Annotated in this window: 26 protein-coding genes; 11 read left to right on the forward strand and 15 right to left on the reverse strand. The window is 56.2% G+C overall.

What is annotated here, in order from left to right:
• Positions 1-5: 5 nt before the first annotated feature.
• A complete protein-coding gene (locus AC2FH9_RS10655) occupies positions 6-296 on the reverse strand; it encodes an antibiotic biosynthesis monooxygenase family protein (RefSeq protein ID WP_496693617.1) in 291 nt (96 codons plus the stop codon).
• A gap of 274 nt (positions 297-570) precedes the next feature.
• Positions 571-1,017 (reverse strand): MarR family winged helix-turn-helix transcriptional regulator, encoded by a 447-nt coding sequence (locus tag AC2FH9_RS10660; RefSeq protein ID WP_496750057.1) that lies wholly within the window; start codon positions 1,015-1,017, stop codon positions 571-573.
• Positions 1,018-1,127: 110 nt separating this feature from the next.
• Between AC2FH9_RS10660 and AC2FH9_RS10665 the strand changes: the two genes are divergently transcribed.
• Positions 1,128-1,352, forward strand: a complete 225-nt coding sequence (locus AC2FH9_RS10665) for a hexameric tyrosine-coordinated heme protein (protein WP_142635660.1) — start codon at positions 1,128-1,130, stop codon at positions 1,350-1,352.
• 43 nt (positions 1,353-1,395) lie between these two features.
• Here AC2FH9_RS10665 and AC2FH9_RS10670 read toward each other — a convergent pair whose 3' ends face one another.
• The 4 genes from AC2FH9_RS10670 to AC2FH9_RS10685 all read right to left on the reverse strand — a co-directional run bounded on the left by AC2FH9_RS10670 (position 1,396) and on the right by AC2FH9_RS10685 (position 3,147).
• Positions 1,396-1,749, reverse strand: coding sequence for an MmcQ/YjbR family DNA-binding protein (locus tag AC2FH9_RS10670; protein WP_496871487.1), 354 nt, complete (start codon positions 1,747-1,749; stop codon positions 1,396-1,398).
• A 38-nt stretch (positions 1,750-1,787) separates the two neighbouring features.
• Entirely contained in the window at positions 1,788-2,189 is a 402-nt protein-coding gene (locus tag AC2FH9_RS10675; RefSeq protein WP_246097187.1) for an excalibur calcium-binding domain-containing protein, read from the reverse strand.
• Positions 2,190-2,347: 158 nt separating this feature from the next.
• Positions 2,348-2,755 carry a universal stress protein gene (locus AC2FH9_RS10680; RefSeq protein ID WP_496688893.1) on the reverse strand — a complete coding sequence of 136 codons (408 nt, stop codon included), beginning with the start codon at positions 2,753-2,755 and terminating at the stop codon, positions 2,348-2,350.
• Between the two features lie 71 nt (positions 2,756-2,826).
• Positions 2,827-3,147 (reverse strand): antibiotic biosynthesis monooxygenase family protein, encoded by a 321-nt coding sequence (locus AC2FH9_RS10685; protein WP_142635654.1) that lies wholly within the window; start codon positions 3,145-3,147, stop codon positions 2,827-2,829.
• A gap of 123 nt (positions 3,148-3,270) precedes the next feature.
• Here AC2FH9_RS10685 and AC2FH9_RS10690 point away from each other — a divergent pair, with 123 nt between their 5' ends.
• Entirely contained in the window at positions 3,271-3,954 is a 684-nt protein-coding gene (locus AC2FH9_RS10690; protein WP_246097186.1) for a hypothetical protein, read from the forward strand.
• 43 nt (positions 3,955-3,997) lie between these two features.
• Here AC2FH9_RS10690 and AC2FH9_RS10695 read toward each other — a convergent pair whose 3' ends face one another.
• The 5 genes from AC2FH9_RS10695 to phhA form a co-directional block, all read right to left on the reverse strand.
• Positions 3,998-6,286 (reverse strand): glycosyl hydrolase family 28-related protein, encoded by a 2,289-nt coding sequence (locus tag AC2FH9_RS10695; RefSeq protein ID WP_496871488.1) that lies wholly within the window; start codon positions 6,284-6,286, stop codon positions 3,998-4,000.
• A 141-nt stretch (positions 6,287-6,427) separates the two neighbouring features.
• Positions 6,428-6,829: a DUF4864 domain-containing protein gene (locus AC2FH9_RS10700; RefSeq protein ID WP_271948323.1), complete on the reverse strand. Its 402-nt coding sequence runs from the start codon at positions 6,827-6,829 to the stop codon at positions 6,428-6,430.
• A 48-nt stretch (positions 6,830-6,877) separates the two neighbouring features.
• Positions 6,878-8,452 (reverse strand): lysine--tRNA ligase, encoded by a 1,575-nt coding sequence (locus AC2FH9_RS10705; RefSeq protein WP_496871490.1) that lies wholly within the window; start codon positions 8,450-8,452, stop codon positions 6,878-6,880.
• A gap of 122 nt (positions 8,453-8,574) precedes the next feature.
• Positions 8,575-8,928: a 4a-hydroxytetrahydrobiopterin dehydratase gene (locus AC2FH9_RS10710; protein WP_496871491.1), complete on the reverse strand. Its 354-nt coding sequence runs from the start codon at positions 8,926-8,928 to the stop codon at positions 8,575-8,577.
• A 7-nt stretch (positions 8,929-8,935) separates the two neighbouring features.
• Entirely contained in the window at positions 8,936-9,736 is an 801-nt protein-coding gene (gene phhA, locus AC2FH9_RS10715) for a phenylalanine 4-monooxygenase (RefSeq protein WP_496701696.1), read from the reverse strand.
• Positions 9,737-9,842: 106 nt separating this feature from the next.
• Here phhA and AC2FH9_RS10720 point away from each other — a divergent pair, with 106 nt between their 5' ends.
• On the forward strand, positions 9,843-10,310 hold the full coding sequence (locus tag AC2FH9_RS10720) for an Lrp/AsnC family transcriptional regulator (protein ID WP_246097185.1): 468 nt from the start codon (positions 9,843-9,845) through the stop codon (positions 10,308-10,310).
• Between the two features lie 81 nt (positions 10,311-10,391).
• Positions 10,392-10,814: a tellurite resistance TerB family protein gene (locus AC2FH9_RS10725; protein WP_142635642.1), complete on the forward strand. Its 423-nt coding sequence runs from the start codon at positions 10,392-10,394 to the stop codon at positions 10,812-10,814.
• 2 nt (positions 10,815-10,816) lie between these two features.
• Here the strand turns inward: AC2FH9_RS10725 and dacB are convergent, their stop codons facing one another.
• The 3 genes from dacB to AC2FH9_RS10740 form a co-directional block, all read right to left on the reverse strand.
• Positions 10,817-12,298, reverse strand: coding sequence for a D-alanyl-D-alanine carboxypeptidase/D-alanyl-D-alanine endopeptidase (dacB, locus tag AC2FH9_RS10730; RefSeq protein ID WP_496696336.1), 1,482 nt, complete (start codon positions 12,296-12,298; stop codon positions 10,817-10,819).
• Between the two features lie 66 nt (positions 12,299-12,364).
• Positions 12,365-12,985 (reverse strand): nicotinate-nucleotide adenylyltransferase, encoded by a 621-nt coding sequence (locus AC2FH9_RS10735; protein WP_496750049.1) that lies wholly within the window; start codon positions 12,983-12,985, stop codon positions 12,365-12,367.
• 32 nt (positions 12,986-13,017) lie between these two features.
• Positions 13,018-13,485, reverse strand: coding sequence for an MOSC domain-containing protein (locus tag AC2FH9_RS10740; RefSeq protein ID WP_496871494.1), 468 nt, complete (start codon positions 13,483-13,485; stop codon positions 13,018-13,020).
• Positions 13,486-13,587: 102 nt separating this feature from the next.
• On the opposite strand from AC2FH9_RS10740, the gene AC2FH9_RS10745 reads away from it, so the two are divergent.
• The 5 genes from AC2FH9_RS10745 (at position 13,588) to AC2FH9_RS10765 (ending at position 18,959) form a co-directional block, all read left to right on the forward strand.
• Positions 13,588-14,913: a KAP family P-loop NTPase fold protein gene (locus tag AC2FH9_RS10745; protein ID WP_496871496.1), complete on the forward strand. Its 1,326-nt coding sequence runs from the start codon at positions 13,588-13,590 to the stop codon at positions 14,911-14,913.
• Between the two features lie 111 nt (positions 14,914-15,024).
• A complete protein-coding gene (gene ettA, locus AC2FH9_RS10750; protein WP_496871498.1) occupies positions 15,025-16,683 on the forward strand; it encodes an energy-dependent translational throttle protein EttA in 1,659 nt (552 codons plus the stop codon).
• Between the two features lie 169 nt (positions 16,684-16,852).
• A complete protein-coding gene (locus AC2FH9_RS10755; RefSeq protein ID WP_496871499.1) occupies positions 16,853-17,590 on the forward strand; it encodes a hypothetical protein in 738 nt (245 codons plus the stop codon).
• A 426-nt stretch (positions 17,591-18,016) separates the two neighbouring features.
• Entirely contained in the window at positions 18,017-18,223 is a 207-nt protein-coding gene (locus AC2FH9_RS10760) for a cold-shock protein (RefSeq protein WP_142635630.1), read from the forward strand.
• 178 nt (positions 18,224-18,401) lie between these two features.
• The gene (locus tag AC2FH9_RS10765; protein ID WP_142635628.1) at positions 18,402-18,959 is read left to right on the forward strand and encodes a L,D-transpeptidase; all 558 of its coding nucleotides are present in this window, start codon (positions 18,402-18,404) and stop codon (positions 18,957-18,959) included.
• On the opposite strand, the gene AC2FH9_RS10770 is transcribed toward AC2FH9_RS10765, so the two are convergent.
• The gene (locus tag AC2FH9_RS10770) at positions 18,960-19,619 is read right to left on the reverse strand and encodes an arylesterase (RefSeq protein ID WP_416383914.1); all 660 of its coding nucleotides are present in this window, start codon (positions 19,617-19,619) and stop codon (positions 18,960-18,962) included.
• A 26-nt stretch (positions 19,620-19,645) separates the two neighbouring features.
• On the opposite strand from AC2FH9_RS10770, the gene AC2FH9_RS10775 reads away from it, so the two are divergent.
• Both AC2FH9_RS10775 and AC2FH9_RS10780 read left to right on the forward strand, forming a co-directional pair.
• Entirely contained in the window at positions 19,646-20,341 is a 696-nt protein-coding gene (locus AC2FH9_RS10775; RefSeq protein ID WP_271948339.1) for an ABC transporter ATP-binding protein, read from the forward strand.
• Entirely contained in the window at positions 20,338-22,866 is a 2,529-nt protein-coding gene (locus AC2FH9_RS10780) for an ABC transporter permease (RefSeq protein WP_496871500.1), read from the forward strand. The genes AC2FH9_RS10775 and AC2FH9_RS10780 overlap by 4 nt, the downstream gene beginning before the upstream one ends.
• Positions 22,867-22,868 lie beyond the last annotated feature (2 nt).

Here is a 22,868-nt window from a genome sequence, read left to right on the forward strand (position 1 = left end):
ATACCTTACCCCTTATCCCAATGGGCAATCACATCATACCCAACCGGCGTTGGCGGGCTTTCCATGAACTCGGCGAAATGGCCCCACAGCTCGGCCACTTTGGGTGCGTTTGCGTTCGAGGTCTCCTCGCTCTCGACAACCGAGATCACATAGCCCGACCCGTCCTCGTTCATCACATTGGTAAAGCTGTGCATGCCGGGCATGCCCATGATTTCTGATTTCAATGCGTTCATTTTCGCCGTCGCCGCCTCACGCGTGCCGGGCTTCATCTTGAATTGAGTAATACGTGCAAACATGATCTTCCTCCCTCGTCCGGCGATATCGCCATGTGACGCGGTCGGAACGACCCCGCCGCACGCAACCTAGCACGGCAGCCCGAAATCTCACATTGATACGCGTGATTTGCGGCCATTTTCAACCATACGCCTCACTGTATTTGGGCCACTGACACGCCAGAGTTGCTGCCCAGCGCGGAAGGCTCGACATCTGAATCACATATTGTGATTCCACAGCCGCAGCCAGATCGAACCCGAACAACCAAAGCGCCGTTCACCGTGTTTGCGGCCTGAGCTAATTGCCGGCCTGAGACAAGCTGGCTTTCAGCTTCTCCAGCGTATTCAAAAGGCGGTCTAGGTCAGCTTCGTCCAGCCCGGTATCGGCGATCATGCAGGCGGTGATCTCATGCGCCACAGACCGCAAGGCCGATCCCGCCCCGGTCAGAGAAACAACAACCTGGCGTTCGTCCTCTTTGCTACGGGTTCGGTCGACAAGCCCGTCGGCCTCAAGGCGTTTCAGCAGCGGGGTCAGCGTGCTGGTTTCCATCGACAACGCGTTGGCCAACTCACTGACATTTCGCCGGTCTCTCTGCCACAGCAGGGTCAGGGTGATGTATTGCGGATAGGTCAGCCCTAGCGGGCCGAGGTGTCTCTTATAAGCGCGGTTGATCACATGCCATGACGTATAGACCGCATGGCAAAACATCTCGTCGGTCTTCGGTTGGGTCGGAGAATCTGTCACGGCAGCACCTTCGCTCGCTTATATCGTGCACGATATAATTCATTGACCCACGCCCGCAAGGCAGTTTATATCGTGCTCGATATTATTGTACACGATATAGGAGGCAGCACATGTCCTGGCTACCAACGCTCATCACCGAGACACCCGAGGAGGGATTTGACCTGGCAATCAAACTATCACGGATGGCGGTTAAGAAGACGCAGCCCAATGACGAGATTCGTCAGCGCCTGAGGCCGATCTACGAAAACGATGCGGACAGCCTTACTATGGTGTCGCATGTCGTGGCGACAAATTACCAGACCGTGGCGGCAGCGAACAACTATTGGCGCAAGTGAGTAAAGGTGAAATGGGCTGGGTGGCGGATGGGATTACCTATTCCTATACGCCCAGTTCCGCCCGCATCTTCTTGGTCAGCTTGGCCACGACCAGATCATAGGACGTCACGATATGCTCGCGCAGCGACGTGTCGCTCATCCCGCGGTCCTCATAGACCTGCAGCCATTTCATCCCGCGCGAGGCCAAATATGGCGCAGGGCGAATTCCGGGTTCGCCGCTCAGCACCTCAAAGGCCAGTTCAGTGGCTTTGAAGGTGAAGGCGTCCTGACCGTCGTTCCAGCCGCAGATCGCAAACACCTTGCCCCCCACTTTCCACACGTCTGCATTGCCCCATTGAACCACATGAGAGCTGGCCTTCAGGCCCGCGCAGAAACTGTTGAACTCTGCTCGCGTCATCGGCTCAGCCTCTTTGTTCCGAAGTCCTTACCCACCTGTCAGGGCCTCACGAATTTGGCATTGCCAACGCGTTTTTGAGGGGCAGCGCTTTGTTCTGCATTCGGGGCAATCACTCCACAGGCCACACCATCCTGATCGGGATCGTTTTGCAGGTGATAGCCCGGCTCGCCCTCCAGAAACGGACCAGGAAGAACCGAGAGCGCAGCACCACATCCGGCAAGAGCAACAAGATGTAAAACCGCCTCATCACGCTCGAATTCGGAAGTGCGCAACCAGACGCTCAGGGCAATGATGCCTGTCGTCAGCGGCAACATGAGGACCATCAGCAGAATCCGCACCGGTGACAATGCGCGCCGGCGCAGAGCTTCGGCGCGTTGAACACGTTTGGCCGATTTCGGATCCGTGAACAGCGCCTTTGGAGTGGTCTTTTCTGGCTGCATTCCCGATCAATACACCAGTATCCGTGGGATGCCGATACCTAAGGGACAAACATATCTGTGAAACTCTGTCACGATGCAGGACGCTCTACGAACCTGGGCCAAGCAAACAAGACAGACCGGCCAATTTCTTGGCTGCTCGCTTGTGATCTGGCAGAGACCTAACGCACCACGTGCACTGAGCATGCAGCGTGGCGGACAACATGGGTAGCGGTGGAGCCCAAAAGCAAATCCTGCATACCTGGTCGATGAGACGCGATGATGATCAGATCCGGCTTATTCACGTCGGCCCAGTCAAGGATCGTCCGACCGGAATGCCCCTCGACAACGACTCCGCGGGCGCCCGAAATATTTTCCGCCAGCGCATCCAACTCGGCCTGAACGGCCTTGCGCGCCTCGTCCAGGTACCCGACCGGCATATAAGCGCTGGCATAGGCCGGTATATGTTCGACCACGTGCAGCAGCGTGACCTGTGACTCGGGAGCTGCCAACAGTTGCGCCAGTTTCAATGCGGACGGCATATCACGCGCGTCGTCGAATGATATTGGTACAAGAATATTGTGATACATGGCACGCGCCTCCTTGGTTGCTCAAGTATACTGTTCGATTACCAGACGCGTGACCTTGATCCAGGTCAGGATCAGTTGAAGGTTTCCGCAACATCGTACATGACGGGCTCAAAACTCTTGCACAACTCGTTGATTTTACGGTTTCTATCACGCATTTCTGACGTACGCAGCATGGCCAGAAAATCCTCGCGACGCTCCCATTGCGAATAATTGGCAATCCGGGTCTGGGCGTCGTTCACGTGCAATCCCGCTGCAACAAATCCAGGTTGCTTTGAGATGAAGCTGGCATAGGCATCCGTCAACGCCTCAAGCAGATCCTGGCAGGTGCCAGGCGTCATTTCAAATGTTGTGATTACGGTCTGCACAGTAGCGTTTTTGGAAATCTTTGGCATCTTGAAACTCCCTTGTCTGTCTCAAACCTAACACAGGATTCTGAAAGGTCTTGTGTTTCCTTTTGGCCTAGGCGCGCTCTTTTCAATTCGAAAAATAAACAAAACACTAACACTCCGTTAACCATGCTGACGGAAGCTGCAAGCATGTATCGCATTGCCCTGATATTGCACCTGTTGCTGATGGCCTCTCCTGCCTGGTCAGGTGCATGGCTGCGAGAAAAGGATGCAGCATTCACAGCCGCCTCACTGACAGCTTTTCGGCTCCCTGAGGATGGGTACGACTATAAAACTTCTCTCTATGCGGAATGGGGATACAGCCAGAACCTGACGGTCGGCTTTGATTTCGAGCAAAACCAAGACCTCTATGGCCATGCACTCATCTTTGCCCGTGTCCCAGTAGCGGATTTGGGCCAATGGGGTCGGTTCGCTGCTGAATTTGGTGCCGGTGCATATCACAAACATGAACGGGCCTGGGCACAGTACAAAGTGACGCTGTCTTACGGCAAAGGATTCCAGAGCGCCTTGGGAAGCGGTTGGATCGCGATTGATGCCGCCATCGAAAACCGAACACATGATGACATCTATCGAAAGCTCGACCTGACAACAGGGCTTTCATCGGACAGGTTGATCAATCCCCTAATCCAAATCGAAACGGCCTACAGGTCTGGGCACTCGATATATTGGAAGGCACGCCCCTCGGTCATGATCCGAACCAAAGACAGTTCTACTACCTGGGTTCTGGGGGTGGAAAGAAATGATGCCCGCAAAAACACGGGCATCAAACTGGCTTTGTGGAACGAATTCTAAGTCCAATCCGTTCCTACATTAATTCCGGCAGACGCCCGCACCGTCAGCGCTCCATCCTCAGGATTGCTGAAACCTCGCCCTTCAGACCCTCAGGCCAGCGTAACTGGATATCAGATCCATCCACCCCGTGCTCCAGCAGGACATAGGGGTGCGAATATTTGGTTGACCCAAGCGCTGTCTTCAAAGGTCCCAGAACGGTAACCGAGTCACAACTGCGCGCCTTGCCACCAAAGGGCAACCGGTCCTCAGAAGACACCGTCCACGCCGTTGCAGCTGTGTTCTGTGCGTGCCGTACCCTCAGTGGATTTGCGGTTTTAGCAGTCACACCATGGAACGTATTGTTTTCAAACGTCACGTTCAAATGGGCTGTGTTGTTCAGATCAGCGAATGTCGTGTCCACGCGTTCGGCCCGGTCGATCCCACCGTTGATGGACCGGAATTTGTTCCCTGTCACGACAACGCCGTTCAGAAAATGCCCGGCTCCATAGGGACGAATGACAATGCTGCTGAACCAGGGCGCGACCTCGTTCGAGTAGAAGATATTGTCGGTAATGCTCATGGCGCTGAACGAGAAGCCAGCGGTGTAAACAGGGTCTGAATCCCGCTCATTTGTCCATTCGACAAAACAGTTATCGACATAGTTCTCGGCAATGGTCGAGCTGTTGTAAGTTCCGATCATGACCAAACCGGCCGAGCGCACCCCCTGAGCGATGCTGTCTCCCTGGAAAAAATGGTTACCCAAGACCATGTTGTTGGTCCCTGCCAGCACCGCAAAATGCAGGAAACGAACCGCGCGATTGTGGCGCAACTTGATGTCATTGGCCGTTGAGTTCAACGCAATCGACTTGCGATCCGAGACGTCAAAGGACTCTTCAGAAGACAGGAACTGACAATTATCGACCAACATGCCCTGACACCCTGTACCGATCGAGGTGATACCGCGATCCAAAGGTCGGCTGATAAAACAGTTCGTTATGGCAAATGTGCTGCCTGACGGCGCAAGGCGGATTGCGCTACAGCGGCCATTGCATTGAAACTCGATCTCTTCCATTCCGAACTTGCGCAACGTGCTGAAACCACTGAAATCGAGCAGATATTTGAAAGACAAAAAGGTGAACGTTTGCGTCCCGGATGCGTTATAGATCGGGGCGTTCAAAGTGATCTCTCCCGCCCCCTCATCCTTGGACCGGACATAGATCTCGCGGCCAACGCCGCTGCCCTGCACCAGCGAGCCGACAGGAATGTTGGCCACATTCGCAACATTGGTCAAACGCGTTGGGTCCGACGGGCTGTAGGTTGCCAGAGATGTGAATGTCTCGGTGCCCCATGCCGAACTGCTTTGAACATCGAACTGGCCATTGCGGATGATCCGCCGTGTCGAAAACCCTGTCTGTTTGTTGGGAACCGCCGCCGCCATATCAATCGGCTCACTCACCGAGATCTTGCGCCCACCCAAATCCAGCGATTCATGATCCGAGTTGTTCAGCAAAGCCTGAAAGGCCTTTTTGAACGCCAGATCCTCGGCGCCGAAGGCCGTGATATAGGCTGGCAGGTTAAAATCCTTGGTCAACAAGAGCATCTTGTCATCGGGCATCGTGACCGTGCCCTCAAATTCAATCTCTGACGAGATCGTCGTGTTTTCCGTCAACAGGTAGGTGCCATCCGAGACAAAGACACGTCGTCCATTCGCCGCCTGATCAGCGGCGACAAACGCTGCTGTGTCATCCGCTACACCATCACCGACCGCTCCGAAATCACGGATATCGACCAGAGAGATCATGTCGCGCAGGAACACATTGGTGACATCCGTTATCTCGATATCGTCGATCCGGACCACAGCGCCGTTGGTGCCTTCAATATCCAGCCCGAAATGCCCGTACAGGGCGGAAACACCCCAAGGCATATCCACGCCCGTCCGTTGCCCCGCGCCCACAATCGCTGTGATTTCGTGCACTGTGCCATAGCCAGACAGCAGTGTTGCCGGGCCTTGCTCGACCACGCCCGTCACCTGAACATCACCTGCACCACCCGCCCAAGCGGCGATACGAACCTCGGGCAAGGGGCCGCTAATCGCTTTTATCCGGGCTTTGATCTGCAAGTAGCATCCCGGCAGCAGCGGTGTCTGGCCCATATAGCGCAGCTGTTGTGTTGCGTTTACCTTCAGGATTTCCAGACATCCGCCAAAATCCGCATCGGCCGGGACATATACGCCGTTCCCCGATCCGTCATAGGTTGGCGAACCCGGAGTACCATCGCCGCTCGACCACACGTTCAGACCGGATGCGAAAACAGGCGGCATGAATACGATGCCGTCAGTGATTGCCTTATTCATAGAAATCCCTTTCCCAATCGCGCTGCGGTCAGTCGCCGTGCGCATAAACCCAGTGCCCAGGGCCACGCACCCCGAACGCAAAAGTCTGAGTATCGAAAAGGAATTAACCGCCGTTCATATCACCGTGACGGTGGTGTTGCGTTACGCCGCCGGATCCGAATTGCCCAAAAGCTGCACGCCATTGATTTTCCAGCCCTCTTCCTGAGGGATCATCTCATAGTCCAGAATGTGAACCTGCCCGTCGCCATCCGTGATCATCACCTTCTGCCACAACGCCCCTGAAATTTCGCGAAGTTCCAGAAACCGCACATCCGCAGGTCGCCAGACCATTGGATAGCCACGCCGGACCATGACCCCGAAATTCTCGGGCGTTCCGAACAGGCGCTGGATGGTGGGGCTGGCAAAGGTAAAGGCGGTTGCGAAATCATCCGCCTTGAATGCCTGTATCTGCCCCGCGATATTCGCCTCGATCTCGGCGTTTTGGGCAAAGGCTCCTGATGCCAGCCCGGCACTCAAAGATACAGCAAGCAATAAACGACGCATGGGGCCACCTCCTGATCGAAGGATAGCCCCACACGCGATCAGGTCAAATCAGACCAGCTCTCCAGCCAGCGCCTTGTCTATCAGCGCAATGGTTTCCGGCACGCCGTAAAGCGCGATAAACCCGCCAAATCGCGGCCCCTGGGATGCGCCCAACAACACCTCGTAGAGCGCGGTGAACCAGCCCCGCATAGGGTCAAACCGCTCGCGCCCGACAGAGTAGACCACCGATTGCAGCGCCTCATCCTCGATCGGTCCGTCATATGCCGCCAGCTCTGCTTTCAACGCCTCCAGCGCTTCGCGCTCTTGATCCGTCGGCGCCCGGTGCTGGCGGGTGGGCTTGACAAAATCGTTAAAGTAGCGGACCGCAAATCCCGCCGCCTGATCCAGATCAGGATGCGTCTCTGCCGTAGCCTCGGGCGCATAGCGGCGGATGAAGCCCCACAGCGCTTCTTTGTCTTCGGCCCCCGAAACTGACGCCAGATTCAACAGCATCGCAAACGGCACCATCAGCGTCGATTCAGGAACATCGCCGCCGTGGATATGCCACACGGGATTGTTCAGCTGCGCCTTCAACTCTTGCCCCGGATAGGCCCGCAGTTGCTGATGATATTCATCATAGGCCTTGGGGATCACATCAAAATGCATCCGCTTGGCGGTCTTGGGCTTTTGATACATAAAATACGCAAGACTCTCAGTCGGTGCATAGGTCAGCCATTCGTCGATCGAGACGCCATTGCCCGAAGATTTCGAAATCTTCTGACCGTTCTCATCCAAAAACAGCTCATAACTGAAATGCTCTGGCGCACGGCCACCCAACGCCCGGCAGATCGCGTCATAGATCTTTTCGTTGGTGGCATGTTCCTTGCCATACATTTCAAAATCAACGCCCAGCGCGGCCCAGCGCGCACCGAAATCCGGCTTCCATTGCAGCTTTACGTTGCCCCCCGTGACCGGCAGCGTCCATTCCTTGCCGTCGTCGTCATCAAAGGTGACGGTATAGGTCTCGGCGCAGACCTTTTTCATCGGCACGTACAGAACCCGACCTGTTTCGGGGTGGATCGGCAGGAAGATCGAATAGGTCTGCTGCCGCTCTTCTCGCAGGCTTTTCAACATGATAGCCATTACGGCATCATAGTTGTCGACCGCCCGCTTCAGAATCTCGTCAAACTGACCCGAACGATAAAAGTCGCGCGCCGAATAGAAATCATACTCGAACCCAAAAGTGTCGAGAAACCGGCGCAACATTGCGTTGTTGTATTCGCCAAAGCTTGGGTATTCGCCGAACGGATCAGGGACCGAAGTCAGAGGACGCTGCAAATGCTCCGCAAGTGCTTCGGGGTTCGGCACGTTGCCGGGCACTTTGCGCATACCGTCCAGATCGTCCGAGAAACAGATCAGCTTGGTCGGAATATCCGACAGCGCCTCAAACGCACGCTTGACCATGGTGGTCCGCGCCACCTCGCCAAATGTCCCGATATGCGGCAAGCCGGACGGGCCATAGCCCGTCTCAAACAACACATACCCCTTGTCCGGAGCCCCTTTCTGATAGCGTTTGAGCAACCGGCGCGCCTCTTCAAAAGGCCAAGCCTTGGACGACATCGCGGTTTCACGCAGTTCAGACATTTTCTTTAAGCTCCATCGGGAAAACAGCGTCGGCTTTCGTTTGCCGCCGACCGACCCCTCCTATTGTGCCGGTGCAGCATGAGTCAATAAAGCAAGCTGTTTTTCCTGTCTGGAAACTGGCCTCAGACGACTAACTGATCCAACTTGGCCGCCCAGATGAAATCATTCTCACTAAGGCCGTCAATTTCGTGGGTCGTCAGCTGAACATCCACATATCCCCATCCAAATCTGATGTCGGGATGATGCCCTTGCTGATCGGCCAGCCAGGCGCAAAGGTTTGCCAGATAGATCGCCTTGGCAAAGCCTTTGAATTTGAAATGACGGCTGAGAGTTTTTGCATCCGCATCCAGCGACCAGTCCGGGGTCAACTGGGCCAGATGCGCGCTTGCCGCATCACGGTTCAAAGCTGGAATGCCGCCGGAACAAGGGGCACAGGTCCGATCCGATAGGGTGCAGGTTTGTTCTGATGTGGTCATGTCCAGCTTACTCCGCCGCTGTTGCCTTTTCGGGAAACTTATTCGGCAACAGGCCCAGTGATTGCGCCTTATGCACATCCGCCAGCAAATCCCGATCGGCGGCAGCAAACAGTTCCTCGGGGTCGTCCAGCACGAAATAGCCCATCTGGTGCATATCAATCCGGTAGGGCGTGCGCAGGATCGTAAGAACGTCAAAGGGATCGCGGTCGGGTATTTCGCTTTCCACCGCGTAGACAAGTTCGGTCGGGGATGAGGCAAGCCCCGATCCCAGCGCCTTGATCACCCCATCCTGACGCCGCAGGCCAAATTCGATCGAGAACCAATACAGCCGGATCAGCCAGGCATAGTCTTTTTCACCGGCCTGCACCCCCGCCAATCCGATAGCGTGGCTGAAGGCGGCAAATCGCGGATCGCTCAGCAGTGGGGTATGGCCGAAAATCTCATGAAAGATGTCAGGCTCTTCGATGTAATCGAAATCCTCGCGGGACCGGATGAACGAGGCCGCCGGGAAAACCCGGTCGGCCAACATGCCAAAGAAGGTCTTGAACCCGATCAGCGCGGGTACAGGCTGCACTTTCCAGCCTGTCATATCCAGAAGCCTCTCAGAAATATCAGCGCATGATGGAACACGGGTTTTCGGAAGCTCCAGCCGGTCCAGCCCCTCAAGATAATCACGCGCCATATAGCGCTGTACGTTCTCTTGCTGAGCGGCATAAAGATCAGCCCAGACAGCATCCTCTTCGTCGGTATATGTGATGTGACCATTGGCATTGGCCACCTTGGCGACGTATTTTGTCGACTTTGGCATGGAAGCTCCTCCTGAAAAGAGCATAGCCAGCCATCGTGAAAAATTTCATTTGAATGTTTTTCAGGATCATACAAAATGAACGAAACATCTCACAAACTCAAAAGATATGACGCAAATGCTTCAAAACGCGGATATCGCCATCCTGCAAGAGCTTCAGACCGATGGCCGTCTGTCTATGCAAGAGCTCGCGGATCGTACCGGCCTGTCTGCCTCGCAATGTTGGCGGCGGGTTCGCGATCTCGAAGCTGCCGGGGTTGTGGCAGGCTATACCGCTCGTGTGCCCGCCAAATCCGTTGGCCTGAACGCAATAGCCTATGTTCATGTTGCGCTGCGCGATCATCAGGAAGACAGCATCACTTCGTTTTTGCGGCTGGTTGAGACCGAGGCTCAGATTGTCGAGTGCGCCTCAATCACCGGGGATCATGACTTCATTCTGAAAGTCTATTCGAAAACACCCGAAGATCTTGAGGCGTTCATCATGCAAAGGCTGTTGAAATCGGGGTTAGTCCGCGACACTCGCAGCAATTTTGTACTGCGGCAGACGAAAACACGTGGCCCTTTGCCCATTCTTTGATCTATCGCTCCAAAATCCGTTGAACCTATTCCCTGCCCCACCTATCGTGCGGGATCAGAACAGTTCAATCAGGACACCCCTATGACCAACCAAGTGCCACACCCGATGTCTCCTCAAGATTGCCTCGTGGCGATTATGGTTGCGATCTCTGCATCAGATGAGACCATCCGCACCGCCGAGCTGGTCAAAATCGAGGGCGCGGTCAACATGCTGCCTGTCTTTGCAGAATATGACATCGACCGGATGTATCGCGTTTCCCAGATCGTCTTCGATCTGTTTGAACAAGAAGATGGTCTGGATGCCCTGTTTGGACTGATCCGCGACAACCTGCCCGAACGCCTGAACGAAACCTCCTATGCGCTTGCATGTGATGTTGCGGCTGCAGATGGTACGCTGGCAGAATCCGAATTGCGGCTGCTCGAGGAAATCCGTTACGAGTTGGACATCGACCGTTTGCATGCCGCTGCCATCGAGCGCGGCGCGCGGGCACGGCACACGACCTGACGTCAGCTGCTGCCGCCCAGCTTCCCCCACCTTTCGATCAGTGCGCGCTGCAATTTGCGCGACCTGTTATTCCAGCTCCGCCCGCCTTCGGGCCGTTCACGATACGCTCGGGGGATCGTTGCGCGATGCTCTATGTCGGCCGTGAATATCGCAAAGGCCAGCTCTGCCCCATCCGGTGAGGTTATGAACCCGCCCAGGCCCGAGACAAAGTTCAGGGTTCCGGTTTTCGCATTCACTCTGATCGGATGATCCTTGACCGGCCGCCCCTGACTGTCGGCAAGGGTAAATTTCTTCAGCAAAGGCCGGAGGTCTCCGGCTTTCTGCGCCGCCAGCAGCGCGACCACCAAATCCTCGGGCGCTACGCGTGAATCGCCCCCAAGCCCTGAATGATCGACCATCGCAACCCCGGTCACACCATAGGTCTCTGTGGCCCATCTGTTCATCTCGGCAGCTGACTCCGCCAAAGTCTGCGGTCGCGTACCGCGCGCCCTCGAGGCAGCGAGCCCTACCATCTCGGCAGTGAGATTGGTCGAGTATTTCAGCATGCCCTGCAATATGCTCTCGAGCGGGTCGCTTTGATGAATGACCAAAGGGGTTCCATTCGGCATCTGCCGCGTGACCTGCGTCCGCCCCAGCACAATTCCGTTGGATCGGGCCAATGTTCTGAAAACGTCACCTGCATAAAGCGCGGGCTTGCGGACAGGCAGCCACCGCGCCCCATCGCTACCCAACGCGCCTTTGGCAACAGTCCACCGGTCCTGACGGGCGCTGGCTTCGTAGGTATAGATCGGCAGATTGCGGCCCTCGACCTTCATCGACGCCACTTCCACTGCAGGCGTATAGCGCGTGCTTCGGGCATCCATGGTCACGTCATAGCTGGCGCCCTGCTTTTTCCACTCGAAATGCACGCGATTGAAATTCAGAGAAATGCCGCTGATCGCAGGGCTGTACCCCAAATGATCTGGCTGCCCCGGATCAATGCTGAACACGTAAGGCAACGCGCCATCGTAAACCTTGAAGGCGCCGCGGACCTCGGTGATTCCGGCCTCGCGCAAGTTTGCCGCCATCGTGGCCAGCGCATCCGTATCCAGCAAAGGATCACCACCGCCAACAAGAACAAGATCGCCGTTCAAAATGCCGTTTTCTATGGGCCCCTCAGCGACCAACGCAGTTTCGAACCTGTAGTCAGCACCTAACACATTCAGCGCGTAAAGCGCGGTCAGGGCCTTGCCAACACTTGCCGGTGGCAAACCCCGGTCGCCACCATAGGTTTCAAGCACCGTGCCTGTATCAGCGTCGGCTACAGCAAAGGCGACTTCGCCGCGCAGGTTCGCGGCTTCGACCAAGCGCACAACACCTACGATCGGCTCATCACGAATCTGAGGCCTCAATGACGTCAGCGGTGCCTCAGCCATAACGGCTACAGGCATCAGGGCCGTGCCCAGACCAGCAATAAATCCTCGTCGCGAATAACGATCAATCATGGGTCAATTAAAATCTCAGAGATCACAGGCAAACAACCTGAGATCCGAATTATGGGCCCACAGGGGCTATTCAGGCAACACCTTGTTGCCCCAATCCCCATGAATGCGCAACTGGGTCGAACTGACATCCAGCATCGGTACATTCACAAAGCACCATGCCGGGGCCTGTGCCCGGCCCAGTAAATGCCGCGCCTGCCCGTCGATGCGGTATTTGGCATAGCGACGCGCCGCAGGGGACATACGTGCAGAGATGCGGTCTCCGGGACGGGCAACAACGCCAACCGGTACGGTTTCAACAATCGACTGCCAATCCTTCCACTTATGGAATTGCGCCAGGTTATCCGCGCCCATCAGCCAGACAAACCTGACCTGCGGATAAAGCTTCTGCAGGGCGGCGACAGTATCCGCCGTGGCGCGTGTGCCGGTCTGGGCCTCGATATCCGTCACCTCGACACGTGGATGCTGCATCACAGCTTGCGCTGCCTTCACCCGCCGCGCCAATGGCGCAGGCCCGCGCTCTTTCAACGGATTGCCCGGAGAGACCAGCCACCACACCCGATCCAGCCCAAAGGCCTTCATTGCCTCGAGTGTCACATGCACATGGCCCTTATGCGGCGGATCAAATGACCCCCCGAACAACCCCACGACCTGCCCGGGCCGTACATATGGGATAGAGCTACGCTGCATCTCTTGCTGATGTTCAGAACTCGGCGGGGTTGTCAATCAACAGGTTGCACAGCGTCGCCCAGCCTGACCCGCCCGGGCCGCACCACCTCGGCGCACCAACCGCCATGACCCCGAACGGTGGAATAGCCACCCTTGCCGAGCGCCTCCTCCATCCGGCTGCACGGTGCGCAGATCACAGTGAAACGCAGGATGGCCTCGCCCACCTGCACCTCACGCCCCTTGAGCGCCGCCAGATTGATCCCCGAAACCACCAGATTGCGCCGGAGAATATCGGGCGCAACCGGCTCCTTCCCAAGATACGACCCAATCACTGCCAGATGCTCTTGCTGGATCAGAGTCACCGAACGCTTTCCGGCGCGCCCTCGGTCACCGTCCAACCCATCGGTTGAGATCATGGCCGTGGCCGGAACCTCCATCCCGACCCGCCGATCTGGCCGAAGACCAATCCAATCAACACGCCCGGGTTTCGCCCAACTGGCAATCAGGTCTTTCAGAGACATTTAGAATTGTTCCTCCATCACATCTCCCCTCATCTAGCGGTCTGGTTCTTCCGTTTGCAGCCGCTATTAGTAGCGCTGACCAATTTATGTACGGAGAGAGAAATGCCACGCCCCATCATACCAGAACCCAAAGAATCCAGCTTTAAGCAGGGATTTGGCGATCACGATATGCTCTCCCGCGATAAGGCTGGAGAAAAACTCTCAGAGCTTGTCGAGAAAGTAAACGATCCGCTTGTAATCGCTCTGGATGGGGCATGGGGTTCTGGCAAGTCGTTCTTTCTAAAATGTTGGGTGAACGAGCACGTTAAAGAGAAATACGACAGAACTACGGAAACCGTATATTTCGACGCCTTCGCACACGATTATCTTGACGACCCGCTGATCGATTTGACCGCTGTTATTTCTCAGCGGCTCGAAGAAAAGCCCCAAAGCAACGCCGCCAAAGCATGGAAGGCGGCAAAAAACGCCGCACCTTTCTTGGGCAAGACGGCCTTTAGGCTCGCCACAATGGCCACAGTCGGCGCAGCGATTTCGCTCACGGATAAAGAAGACGGGGCATTGAACGATATCAGGGATAATCTTGCGAAAGAAGGCGGTCAGATTTCCAAATCGCTCGCTGATTTTTGGACGAAGGAAGACGGGCGGCGCGAGGCAATGCAGGCTTTCAAAGAAGCCCTCGCCAAACTTACTGAACCAACTGAGCAAGATCATCGACGGTCAAAACTCGTCATTGTTGTAGATGAGTTGGATCGCTGCCGCCCTGACTACGCTCTTTCCCTCCTAGAAGTCATCAAGCACTTCTTCAACGTGGAAGGTGTTCATTTTGTACTTGGCGTAAACCTAAAGGAATTTCAGAATAGTGTTCGCGCAAGATATGGCTCCGGCGTAGATGCCGAATCATATTTGCAGAAATTTATAACACTGCGCACCTACCTGCCCAACGAAACCCACGGCATTCCAATGGCCATGGTCTATTTTGAACGTATTTCATCGCAGTTGGAACTGCCAAACAGCGTTGTCAGAAGTTGCGGAGACTTACTCACCGATTATCAGGTGACGGAAAAGATATCGTTGAGGTCAGTGCAACGTTTCGGAACACAGTTGGCACTACTGTCCCCCTCAACATTGCAAAAATTTTCTGGTGATGTCTATCCGATTGGGATTGGCGCCTTCTTGAAGTGTTTCGAACCTGATCTCTATCAGAAGTTCAAATCAGGAAGTCTTTTGTATGCAGAGTTGTCAAACGTTCTGGAGCTGGGCACTCCTGAAATTGCAGTATGGAAGCACCTGACCGAACCCGAGAAACTATCGGATTTTGAGCAAGAAGTCGTGGAAGATGTCTTTCAAGGGCGTGTTCCTTTAGGGGGAGACAAACCACTAAGATACATTGCCGAAAACTACTTGGAAGCCATTTCTCTGGGTGATTGATTTTGCTCCTTACGTTGACGGGTTTCTAAACACAGTCACCTCCATTGCCCCCACCAACCGCATCCGCTATCACACCGCCCAACCCAATTTCCCCGACCCAGAGGACGCGACATGGCCGCCTATCAATATGTCTACCACATGCAGGGTGTCTCCAAGACCTATCCCGGTGGCAAGAAGTGCTTTGAAAACATCCACCTGAGCTTCCTGCCCGGCGTGAAAATCGGTGTCGTCGGCGTCAACGGTGCTGGTAAATCGACGCTGATGAAGATCATGGCCGGTCTCGACAAAGACTTCACGGGTGAGGCTTGGGCGGCCGAAGGTGCCAAGGTCGGTTATCTGCCGCAAGAGCCGAAACTGGACGAAACCCTCAGCGTGCGCGAAAACGTCATGCTGGGCGTAGCCGAGAAAAAGGCGATCCTCGACCGCTATAACGAATTGGCGATGAACTACTCAGACGAAACCGCGGATGAGATGGCCAAGCTGCAGGACGAGATCGACAGCCAGAACCTCTGGGATCTCGACAGCCAGATCGACGTCAGCATGGAGGCCCTGCGCTGCCCGCCGGATGATGCCAATATCGCCAACCTCTCAGGCGGTGAAAAACGCCGCGTCGCGCTGTGCAAATTGCTGCTCGAAGCGCCCGACATGCTGCTGCTCGACGAGCCGACCAACCACCTGGATGCCGAAACAATCGCCTGGCTGCAACAGCACCTGATAGACTACAAGGGCACCATCCTGATCGTCACTCACGACCGGTATTTCCTCGACAGTATCACCGGCTGGATCCTCGAACTCGACCGGGGTCGTGGTCTGCCGTATGAGGGCAACTATTCCGCCTGGCTGGAACAAAAGGCCAAACGGCTGGAGCAGGAAGCCCGCGAGGACAAGTCTAAGCAAAAGACTCTGCAGCGCGAGTTGGACTGGATGCGCCAAGGCCAGAAGGCCCGTCAGGCCAAATCCAAAGCCCGGATCAACGCCTATAACGATCTGGCGGAACAGTCCGAGCGCGAAAAGCTGACCCGCGCACAGATCGTCATCCCCAACGGCCAGCGCCTTGGCGGTAAGGTGATCGAGGTCGAAGGCCTGTCCAAACACATGGGCGATAAGCAACTGATCGAGAACCTCGACTTTACCCTGCCCCCCGGCGGAATTGTCGGCGTCATCGGGCCCAACGGCGCCGGTAAATCGACCCTGTTCAAGATGCTTACTAATCAAGAGCAGCCCGACGCAGGCACCATCACGCTTGGCGACACGGTTGAACTGTCCTATGTCGACCAGTCCCGCGACGACCTCAAGGACAACGACACCGTATGGGAGGCGATCACCGGCGGCGCCGAGATCATCCAACTGGGTGACGCACAGGTCAATTCCCGCGCCTATTGCTCCTCCTTCAACTTCAAGGGCGGCGACCAGCAGAAAAAGGTCTCCTTGCTGTCAGGGGGCGAGCGCAACCGAGTCCACATGGCCCGCCTGCTGAAAGAGGGCGGCAACGTCCTGCTGCTCGATGAACCGACCAACGATTTGGACGTCGAAACCCTGCGCGCGCTGGAAGACGCGCTGGTCGATTTCGCCGGCTGCGCCGTGGTCATCAGCCACGACCGCTTCTTCCTCGACCGGATCTGCACGCATATTCTGGCGTTTGAGGGTGATGCCCATGTCGAATGGTTCGAGGGCAACTTCGAGGATTACGAAGAGGACAAAAAGCGCCGTCTGGGACCGGACGCGCTGGAGCCCAAGCGGTTGAAGCATAAGAAGTTTGCGCGGAGGTAACTTTTCAGAGGGCGCGGCCGCGCTCGGTCTAGCGAAGCGGAAACTGAGTAGGATGGGTTTTAATCCCATCCCTCTTTATGTGCAATCTCACCCATTCCCCGCTGCAGCTTTGTCCAAAAAGATGGGGCCGCTTCACTTTTTTCGCAAAATCTAAATTTTGAGGACGCTAATGGCCGAACTACAACAAGCAATCCAAAGTGCAACTCAAACCGTGGCGTTACTTAGCAAAGCACGGTGTGTGCTATCCTACAATGAAAAACCGGATAGTAAATTCAAGACCTTGTACCCTTGGCCAAACGAACAGGGTCGTAACAAAGAACTATCATCATTTGCAGCCTCAAGAGGGTTGTCGGTAAACTCATCTTTACGAGTTAAATCGCTTCTAGTTTCCTATAAGGCCTATCGAGAACTTAAGAAAATCCGCTTGCCAGAGGTGGATCGCATGCGTGTTAGCCGTGCGTTGCTTGATGTCATGCAAATCGTGGAAGGGGGCAAAAAGATCTCCGGTGTTACCGCGGTTTGGGATGTAGCCGCTCATCCAGACCGAGTTGTCCCGCAGTCGCTATCAGACACAGCCGGACTGGAAGAGTTCGTTAAACACTCAGACAGTATGCTCATGTTTGACCGGCACGACGCAAACGAGAGCGTTAAGCTAAGGCCTGTTGCTTTACCTGCTTTACTCAAAGCCATGCCTGAAATTAAAGAGTTGGTGGTAACCATTGCCGACCGAAGTGAGTTTTCCGGTGAGGCTGTCGACAACAAAAGCCGAAGCAGCCGGAGGGTTGTTCATCAGGGAAACAAAGATTACTTGCACAAAGTCTTGAAGCATACGAACGATGCTGTTCGGAGATTTGTCGGCGACTGCGAGTGGTCACATGATCTCAAAAAGGCGATGTCGGATTACTAAGGACGGGCAGCGAGTGTAGGATGGGTGCTCGCACCCATTGCTTTTCAACGCCGCCCATCTCACTCTTCTAAATGGTGAGGTGAACCCCGCCCTACGCCACTCGAAGCATGCCTTCGGTAACGCCGCCACTCCATTCCGGATCAACTCGGTCCGCGCGATTGTCACGATGGATTGCCGAATTCGGCCACGCGGTGGGTTGCCCATTGCTCGGCGGAATCCCGTTCAAAACACCCCTTGACCCCTGAAAACACAGTACCTTCCGGATATTCCACCCTTGTCACACGCGCAACTCAATGCCATATCAAATGTGCTTACGTTTCTATTTCGACCCACTGTCTCCTTCATCGGCGCTCAGTCTATCGATACAGACGACGACGCCAGGCTGCCGCAACTCCGTGGGCAGCACCAGATAAGGAGAACACGGATATGCCTTCAGGCACCGTAAAATGGTTCAACACCACCAAAGGCTACGGCTTTATTGCACCCGAAGATGGCGGCAAAGACATCTTCGTACACATCTCGGCTGTCGAACGCTCGGGCCTGACCGGTCTGGCCGACAACCAGAAAGTCACATACGAGCTGCGCTCGGGTCGTGACGGTCGCGAAAGCGCCGACGACATCCAGCTGGCGTAAGCCGCTGTAAGGGCAGGGTTTCCCCTGCCCTTTTCTATTTGCGCCTGAGCGATCACCTGTAAAAGTGTGTCCCGGCGATTACATCACAATTCAGTTACTCTTCCCCGACGATTGACCGGATCGGATATCATCCGGACACTATGGTCATGATTTTTCTGTTGTATTGAAGAGAGCTGATATGTTGACACGCCGTACATTCCTGACTGCAACAGCAGCAGCAAGCCTTGTTTCGACCGCCGCGTCGGCAAAGAAAGCCGTCGAATACGACCCCACTCCACAATTTGTTCGAATCAAAAAGCAATTCCTGCCAGGCCAGCTTCTGGTGGTTCCACGCTCGTTCTATCTGTACTTCGTAACAGAACCTCGCAAGGCAATCCGTTACGGGTGCGGGGTGGGCAAAGCCGGGCTGGAGTTCACCGGCACAGCGACCATAGACGTCAAAAAGGAGTGGCCCACCTGGCGCCCCACCAATGAAATGATCGAGCGTGAGCCAATTACATATGCTCGTTTCAAGGATAACGACTATGTGCAGCCTGGCGGTGACGGCAATCCGTTAGGTGCACGGGCGCTTTATCTGTTCCAGAACGGCGTTGACACTTATTTCCGAATTCACGGGACCACTCAGCCGCAGACCATAGGCCGTGCGGCCTCGAACGGATGTATACGCATGCTGAACACGCATGTCATCGACCTGTACCAGCGGGTGCCGATTGGAACAGTTGTGACGGTCGTCTGATCAATCTTCTGCTGATTTCACAAGTTCCAAAACCTTTGGTCCAAGGTCTTCAACGATGAGGGCCACACCACTGGCGTTGGGATGGATGCCATCTGCCTGCATGTGTTCCCGTACTTCTTCGGGGTTTCCTGCCGCAGTCAAACCTGTGAAAAAACTTGGCGCGTATCCAGTCTGATATCGATCCGCCAGATCGGGGTAGATCGCATCAAATGCGGCTTTGTAATCGGGGCCGTAATTCCCCGGCGCCTGCATCCCGACCAACAACACGGCGACCTCAGCGCCATCTGCTGCTTTCAAGATCGTCTCAAGATTTGCGCGTGCAACTGCCGGATCAAGCCCTCGCAACAGATCGTTCCCGCCCAATGCGACAATCATCCCATCCACGTCGGGCGTCAGTGTCCAGTCCACACGCGCCGCCCCTCCGGCGGTGGTGTCCCCGGATACACCCGCATTGATCAGGCGCACATCCGCCCCGTGATCCTTCAACCAACGACCCAGCTGCGGGACAAATCCGTCTTGCTCGGGCAGGCCGTACCCTTGAGTCAAAGAATCCCCGAGAGCTGCAATCACTACGGTTTCTGCTGTGGCCGCAAAGCCGCAACACGTGATAAGCACCGGCATCAAAGCCTTGCGCAACATCTCAACTGCTCCATATCCCATTTGATTACCTCGGTTCGGACCAACCCATGATCGCAACTGTTCTATCGCTTGAAAATGCCGCTTTATCGCTGGATGGCAATGCCGGTCAGGTAGATATCTTGCACGACATCACGCTTTCCGTACACAAGGGCGAGACACTGGGTCTGATTGGGCCGTCCGGGTCAGGAAAATCGTCGTTACTAATGCTGATGGGCGGGCTGGAACAGGCGACGGGCGGCCAGGTAACCGCACTCGGGCAAAATCTGACCCGCATGAACGAAGACGAGCTCGCACGGTTCCGACGCAACAGCATGGGCGTTGTATTTCAGAATTTCCACCTGATCCCCACGATGACCGCCCTTGAGAACGTGGCCACACCGCTGGAGTTGGCCGGTCACAAAGATGCCTTTCAACGGGCCGAGGCCGAATTGGAGTCCGTAGGGCTGACGCATCGACGCGACCATTATCCGGCGCAGCTCTCCGGTGGAGAGCAGCAGCGCGTCGCGCTAGCCCGTGCCTCTGCCCCGCGACCACAGATCCTGCTGGCGGATGAGCCTACCGGCAATCTGGACGAAACAAACGGAGCCGCCATCATTGACCTGCTGCTTGGCCTGCGCGACAGGCATGGTGCTACTTTGGTTCTGGTGACCCATAGCCACAGCCTTGCGCGCAGATGTGACCGTGTTGTCCGGCTGCGCGATGGAAGGATTGCCGATGACACAAGGCAAGAGGCCGCCGAATGAGCCTGCGGATGGCCGGGCGGCTGGCGCGGCGGGAACTGCGCGGAGGTCTGCGCGGTTTTCGGGTGTTTCTGGCTTGTCTTGCACTTGGGGTCGCTGCCATTGCCGCTGTGGGTTCGGTCCGCCACGCCATCCAAACCGGACTGACGCAAGAAGGCGCGGCTCTGCTGGGCGGGGATGCACAGCTGGAATTCACCTATCGCTTTGCGGATGAGGCTGAGCGTGCATGGATGAACGACGCGGCCTTGGCCATCTCCGAAGTCGTCGATTTTCGGTCAATGGCAGTCACTCGGCAGAATGGTGACCCAGAGCGGGCGCTTACGCAGGTCAAATCCGTTGACGACTCCTATCCATTGTTGGGCAAGCCCATACTAGAGCCCCAGATGCCCTTGCGTGACGCCTTTACAGGCCAGCAAGGGGCGCCCGGTGCCGTAATGGCTCCCGCTCTGATCGACCGGCTTCAGCTATCGGTTGGGGATCGGTTTTCACTTGGAACTCAGGAATTTGTCCTGATGGCAGCCCTGATCCACGAACCGGACGGGGCGGCAGACGGGTTTGGATTGGGTCCGCGCACGCTGATCCGCACACAGGACTTGCTGAATTCCGGATTATTGGCACCGGGTACTCTGTTTTCCACCAAATACCGTCTGGATCTGCCGCCGGGGTCTGATCTTACAGCTCTTTCGGCGCAGGCAAGCGAAGCCCTTGAAGGCAGCGGAATGCGGTGGACCGATGCACGGAACGGTGCCCCCGGCATTTCAGAATTTGTTGCCCGGCTCAGCGCTTTTCTGGTTCTGGTTGGACTATCCGGGCTGGCTGTTGGCGGCATCGGCGTATCTGCAGCGGTGCGCGCCTATCTGGCGCAAAAGACTGAAACCATTGCTACCTTGCGTACTTTGGGTGCCGATCGGGCGACCGTGTTTCAGACTTATCTGATCCAGATCGGTATTCTCTCTGGCATCGGCATTTTTCTGGGCATCATATTGGGTGGATCGGTGCCTCTGCTGCTTGCGCCGCTGATCGAAACTCGCCTGCCTGTGCCCGCAGTGTTCTCGTTCTATCCGCAGCCTCTGGCTGAAGCCGCGCTTTACGGCGTGCTCACCGCCTTTTTATTCACACTCTGGCCCCTTGCCCGTACTGAAGAAGTCCGCGCAGCGACCCTGTTTCGCGATGCGCTGTCTTCGGCGCGCTTCCTGCCCCGTGCAAAATACATCCTAGCGACAGGCATCGGGCTTGCGGCGCTGATCGGCGCAGCTGCCTTTTTCAGCGGATCGGCGCGCCTGACCCTTTGGACCAGCGGCGGGTTGGCCGGAGCGTTGGTTCTGCTTTCGGTGGCGGCGCTGGCAATCCGCAAACTGGCACGCTTGACCACAAAACCCGCCCGAGGGAATCCGCCCCTGCGATGGGCCCTGTCAGCCATTTCCGACCCACGCGAAGGGGCCGCATCGGTTGTCCTGTCGCTGGGGTTGGGCCTGTCGGTACTGGCCGCAGTCGGACAAATCGACGGCACGCTGCGAAACGCGATTTCAGGAAACCTGCCCGATGTCGCCCCTTCTTATTTCTTCGTCGATATCCAGAAAGAGCAGATGCCTGGCTTTACCGAACGGCTGGAAAACGACCCTGCCGTAAGCCGGATCCAAAGCGCGCCCATGCTGCGCGGGATCATCACACAGATTAACGGGCAGCCCGCGATTGAGGTCGCCGGGGACCACTGGGTACTGGAAGGCGACCGCGGGGTCACCTATTCCGACGCCCCGCCCTCGAACGCACGGGTCACCGCCGGGGAATGGTGGTCCGAAGACTATTCCGGAACGCCTCAGGTCAGCTTCGCCGCTGAAGAGGCCGAAGAGATGGGCCTGAAGCTGGGTGACCAACTGACCGTCAACATATTGGGGCGCGACATCACCGCAGAGCTCACCTCTCTGCGCGAGGTGGATTTCTCGACCGCCGGGATGGGTTTCATCATGTCCATGAACCCGTCGGCCCTGGCCGGCGCACCGCATAGCTTCATTGCCACCGTCTATGCCGAAGAGCAGGCCGAAGCCGCGATCCTTCGTGATCTGGCGGGTAAATTCCCCAATATCACCGCAATCCGTGTCCGCGATGCGATTGACCGGGTCTCGGGTCTGCTGGCCGGGTTGGCCGCTGCGACGTCTTATGGGGCTGGTGTATCGCTGCTAACCGGCTTTCTGGTCCTGATCGGCGCCGCGGCAGCGGGTGAACCAGCCCGGCGGTACGAGGCCGCAGTCCTGAAGACCATCGGTGCCGACCGTCGGCGCATATTGATCAGCTTTGCCCTTCGGGCTGTTCTGCTGGGGTCTGCCGCTGGAATTGTGGCCCTGATGGTGGGCATCCTCGGCGGCTGGGCGGTTGCGACATATATTTTCGACACCAGCTTTGACGTCATCTGGCCATCTGCCATCGGCATCGTATTGGCCGGGATCATCGTCACGCTGGGCGCGGGGTTGATCTTTGCCTTGAAACCCCTTGCCGTTCGCCCGGCGCGCATCTTGCGCGCCAGCGACTGAGT

The sequence above is a fragment of the Ruegeria sp. CDSC081 genome (assembly GCF_059610485.1).

What these genes read in the sequence shown, in the direction of transcription:
- AC2FH9_RS10655 (WP_496693617.1), bottom strand. Translation starts at nt 296, where the DNA reads ATGTTTGCACGTATTACTCAATTCAAGATGAAGCCCGGCACGCGTGAG.
- AC2FH9_RS10665 (WP_142635660.1), top strand. Translation starts at nt 1,128, where the DNA reads ATGTCCTGGCTACCAACGCTCATCACCGAGACACCCGAGGAGGGATTT.
- AC2FH9_RS10670 (WP_496871487.1), bottom strand. Translation starts at nt 1,749, where the DNA reads ATGACGCGAGCAGAGTTCAACAGTTTCTGCGCGGGCCTGAAGGCCAGC.
- AC2FH9_RS10675 (WP_246097187.1), bottom strand. Translation starts at nt 2,189, where the DNA reads ATGCAGCCAGAAAAGACCACTCCAAAGGCGCTGTTCACGGATCCGAAA.
- AC2FH9_RS10680 (WP_496688893.1), bottom strand. Translation starts at nt 2,755, where the DNA reads ATGTATCACAATATTCTTGTACCAATATCATTCGACGACGCGCGTGAT.
- AC2FH9_RS10685 (WP_142635654.1), bottom strand. Translation starts at nt 3,147, where the DNA reads ATGCCAAAGATTTCCAAAAACGCTACTGTGCAGACCGTAATCACAACA.
- AC2FH9_RS10690 (WP_246097186.1), top strand. Translation starts at nt 3,271, where the DNA reads ATGCTGACGGAAGCTGCAAGCATGTATCGCATTGCCCTGATATTGCAC.
- AC2FH9_RS10695 (WP_496871488.1), bottom strand. Translation starts at nt 6,286, where the DNA reads ATGAATAAGGCAATCACTGACGGCATCGTATTCATGCCGCCTGTTTTC.
- AC2FH9_RS10700 (WP_271948323.1), bottom strand. Translation starts at nt 6,829, where the DNA reads ATGCGTCGTTTATTGCTTGCTGTATCTTTGAGTGCCGGGCTGGCATCA.
- AC2FH9_RS10705 (WP_496871490.1), bottom strand. Translation starts at nt 8,452, where the DNA reads ATGTCTGAACTGCGTGAAACCGCGATGTCGTCCAAGGCTTGGCCTTTT.
- AC2FH9_RS10710 (WP_496871491.1), bottom strand. Translation starts at nt 8,928, where the DNA reads ATGACCACATCAGAACAAACCTGCACCCTATCGGATCGGACCTGTGCC.
- phhA (WP_496701696.1), bottom strand. Translation starts at nt 9,736, where the DNA reads ATGCCAAAGTCGACAAAATACGTCGCCAAGGTGGCCAATGCCAATGGT.
- AC2FH9_RS10720 (WP_246097185.1), top strand. Translation starts at nt 9,843, where the DNA reads ATGACGCAAATGCTTCAAAACGCGGATATCGCCATCCTGCAAGAGCTT.
- AC2FH9_RS10725 (WP_142635642.1), top strand. Translation starts at nt 10,392, where the DNA reads ATGACCAACCAAGTGCCACACCCGATGTCTCCTCAAGATTGCCTCGTG.
- dacB (WP_496696336.1), bottom strand. Translation starts at nt 12,298, where the DNA reads ATGATTGATCGTTATTCGCGACGAGGATTTATTGCTGGTCTGGGCACG.
- AC2FH9_RS10735 (WP_496750049.1), bottom strand. Translation starts at nt 12,985, where the DNA reads ATGCAGCGTAGCTCTATCCCATATGTACGGCCCGGGCAGGTCGTGGGG.
- AC2FH9_RS10740 (WP_496871494.1), bottom strand. Translation starts at nt 13,485, where the DNA reads ATGTCTCTGAAAGACCTGATTGCCAGTTGGGCGAAACCCGGGCGTGTT.
- AC2FH9_RS10745 (WP_496871496.1), top strand. Translation starts at nt 13,588, where the DNA reads ATGCCACGCCCCATCATACCAGAACCCAAAGAATCCAGCTTTAAGCAG.
- ettA (WP_496871498.1), top strand. Translation starts at nt 15,025, where the DNA reads ATGGCCGCCTATCAATATGTCTACCACATGCAGGGTGTCTCCAAGACC.
- AC2FH9_RS10755 (WP_496871499.1), top strand. Translation starts at nt 16,853, where the DNA reads ATGGCCGAACTACAACAAGCAATCCAAAGTGCAACTCAAACCGTGGCG.
- AC2FH9_RS10760 (WP_142635630.1), top strand. Translation starts at nt 18,017, where the DNA reads ATGCCTTCAGGCACCGTAAAATGGTTCAACACCACCAAAGGCTACGGC.
- AC2FH9_RS10765 (WP_142635628.1), top strand. Translation starts at nt 18,402, where the DNA reads ATGTTGACACGCCGTACATTCCTGACTGCAACAGCAGCAGCAAGCCTT.
- AC2FH9_RS10770 (WP_416383914.1), bottom strand. Translation starts at nt 19,619, where the DNA reads ATGGGATATGGAGCAGTTGAGATGTTGCGCAAGGCTTTGATGCCGGTG.
- AC2FH9_RS10775 (WP_271948339.1), top strand. Translation starts at nt 19,646, where the DNA reads ATGATCGCAACTGTTCTATCGCTTGAAAATGCCGCTTTATCGCTGGAT.
- AC2FH9_RS10780 (WP_496871500.1), top strand. Translation starts at nt 20,338, where the DNA reads ATGAGCCTGCGGATGGCCGGGCGGCTGGCGCGGCGGGAACTGCGCGGA.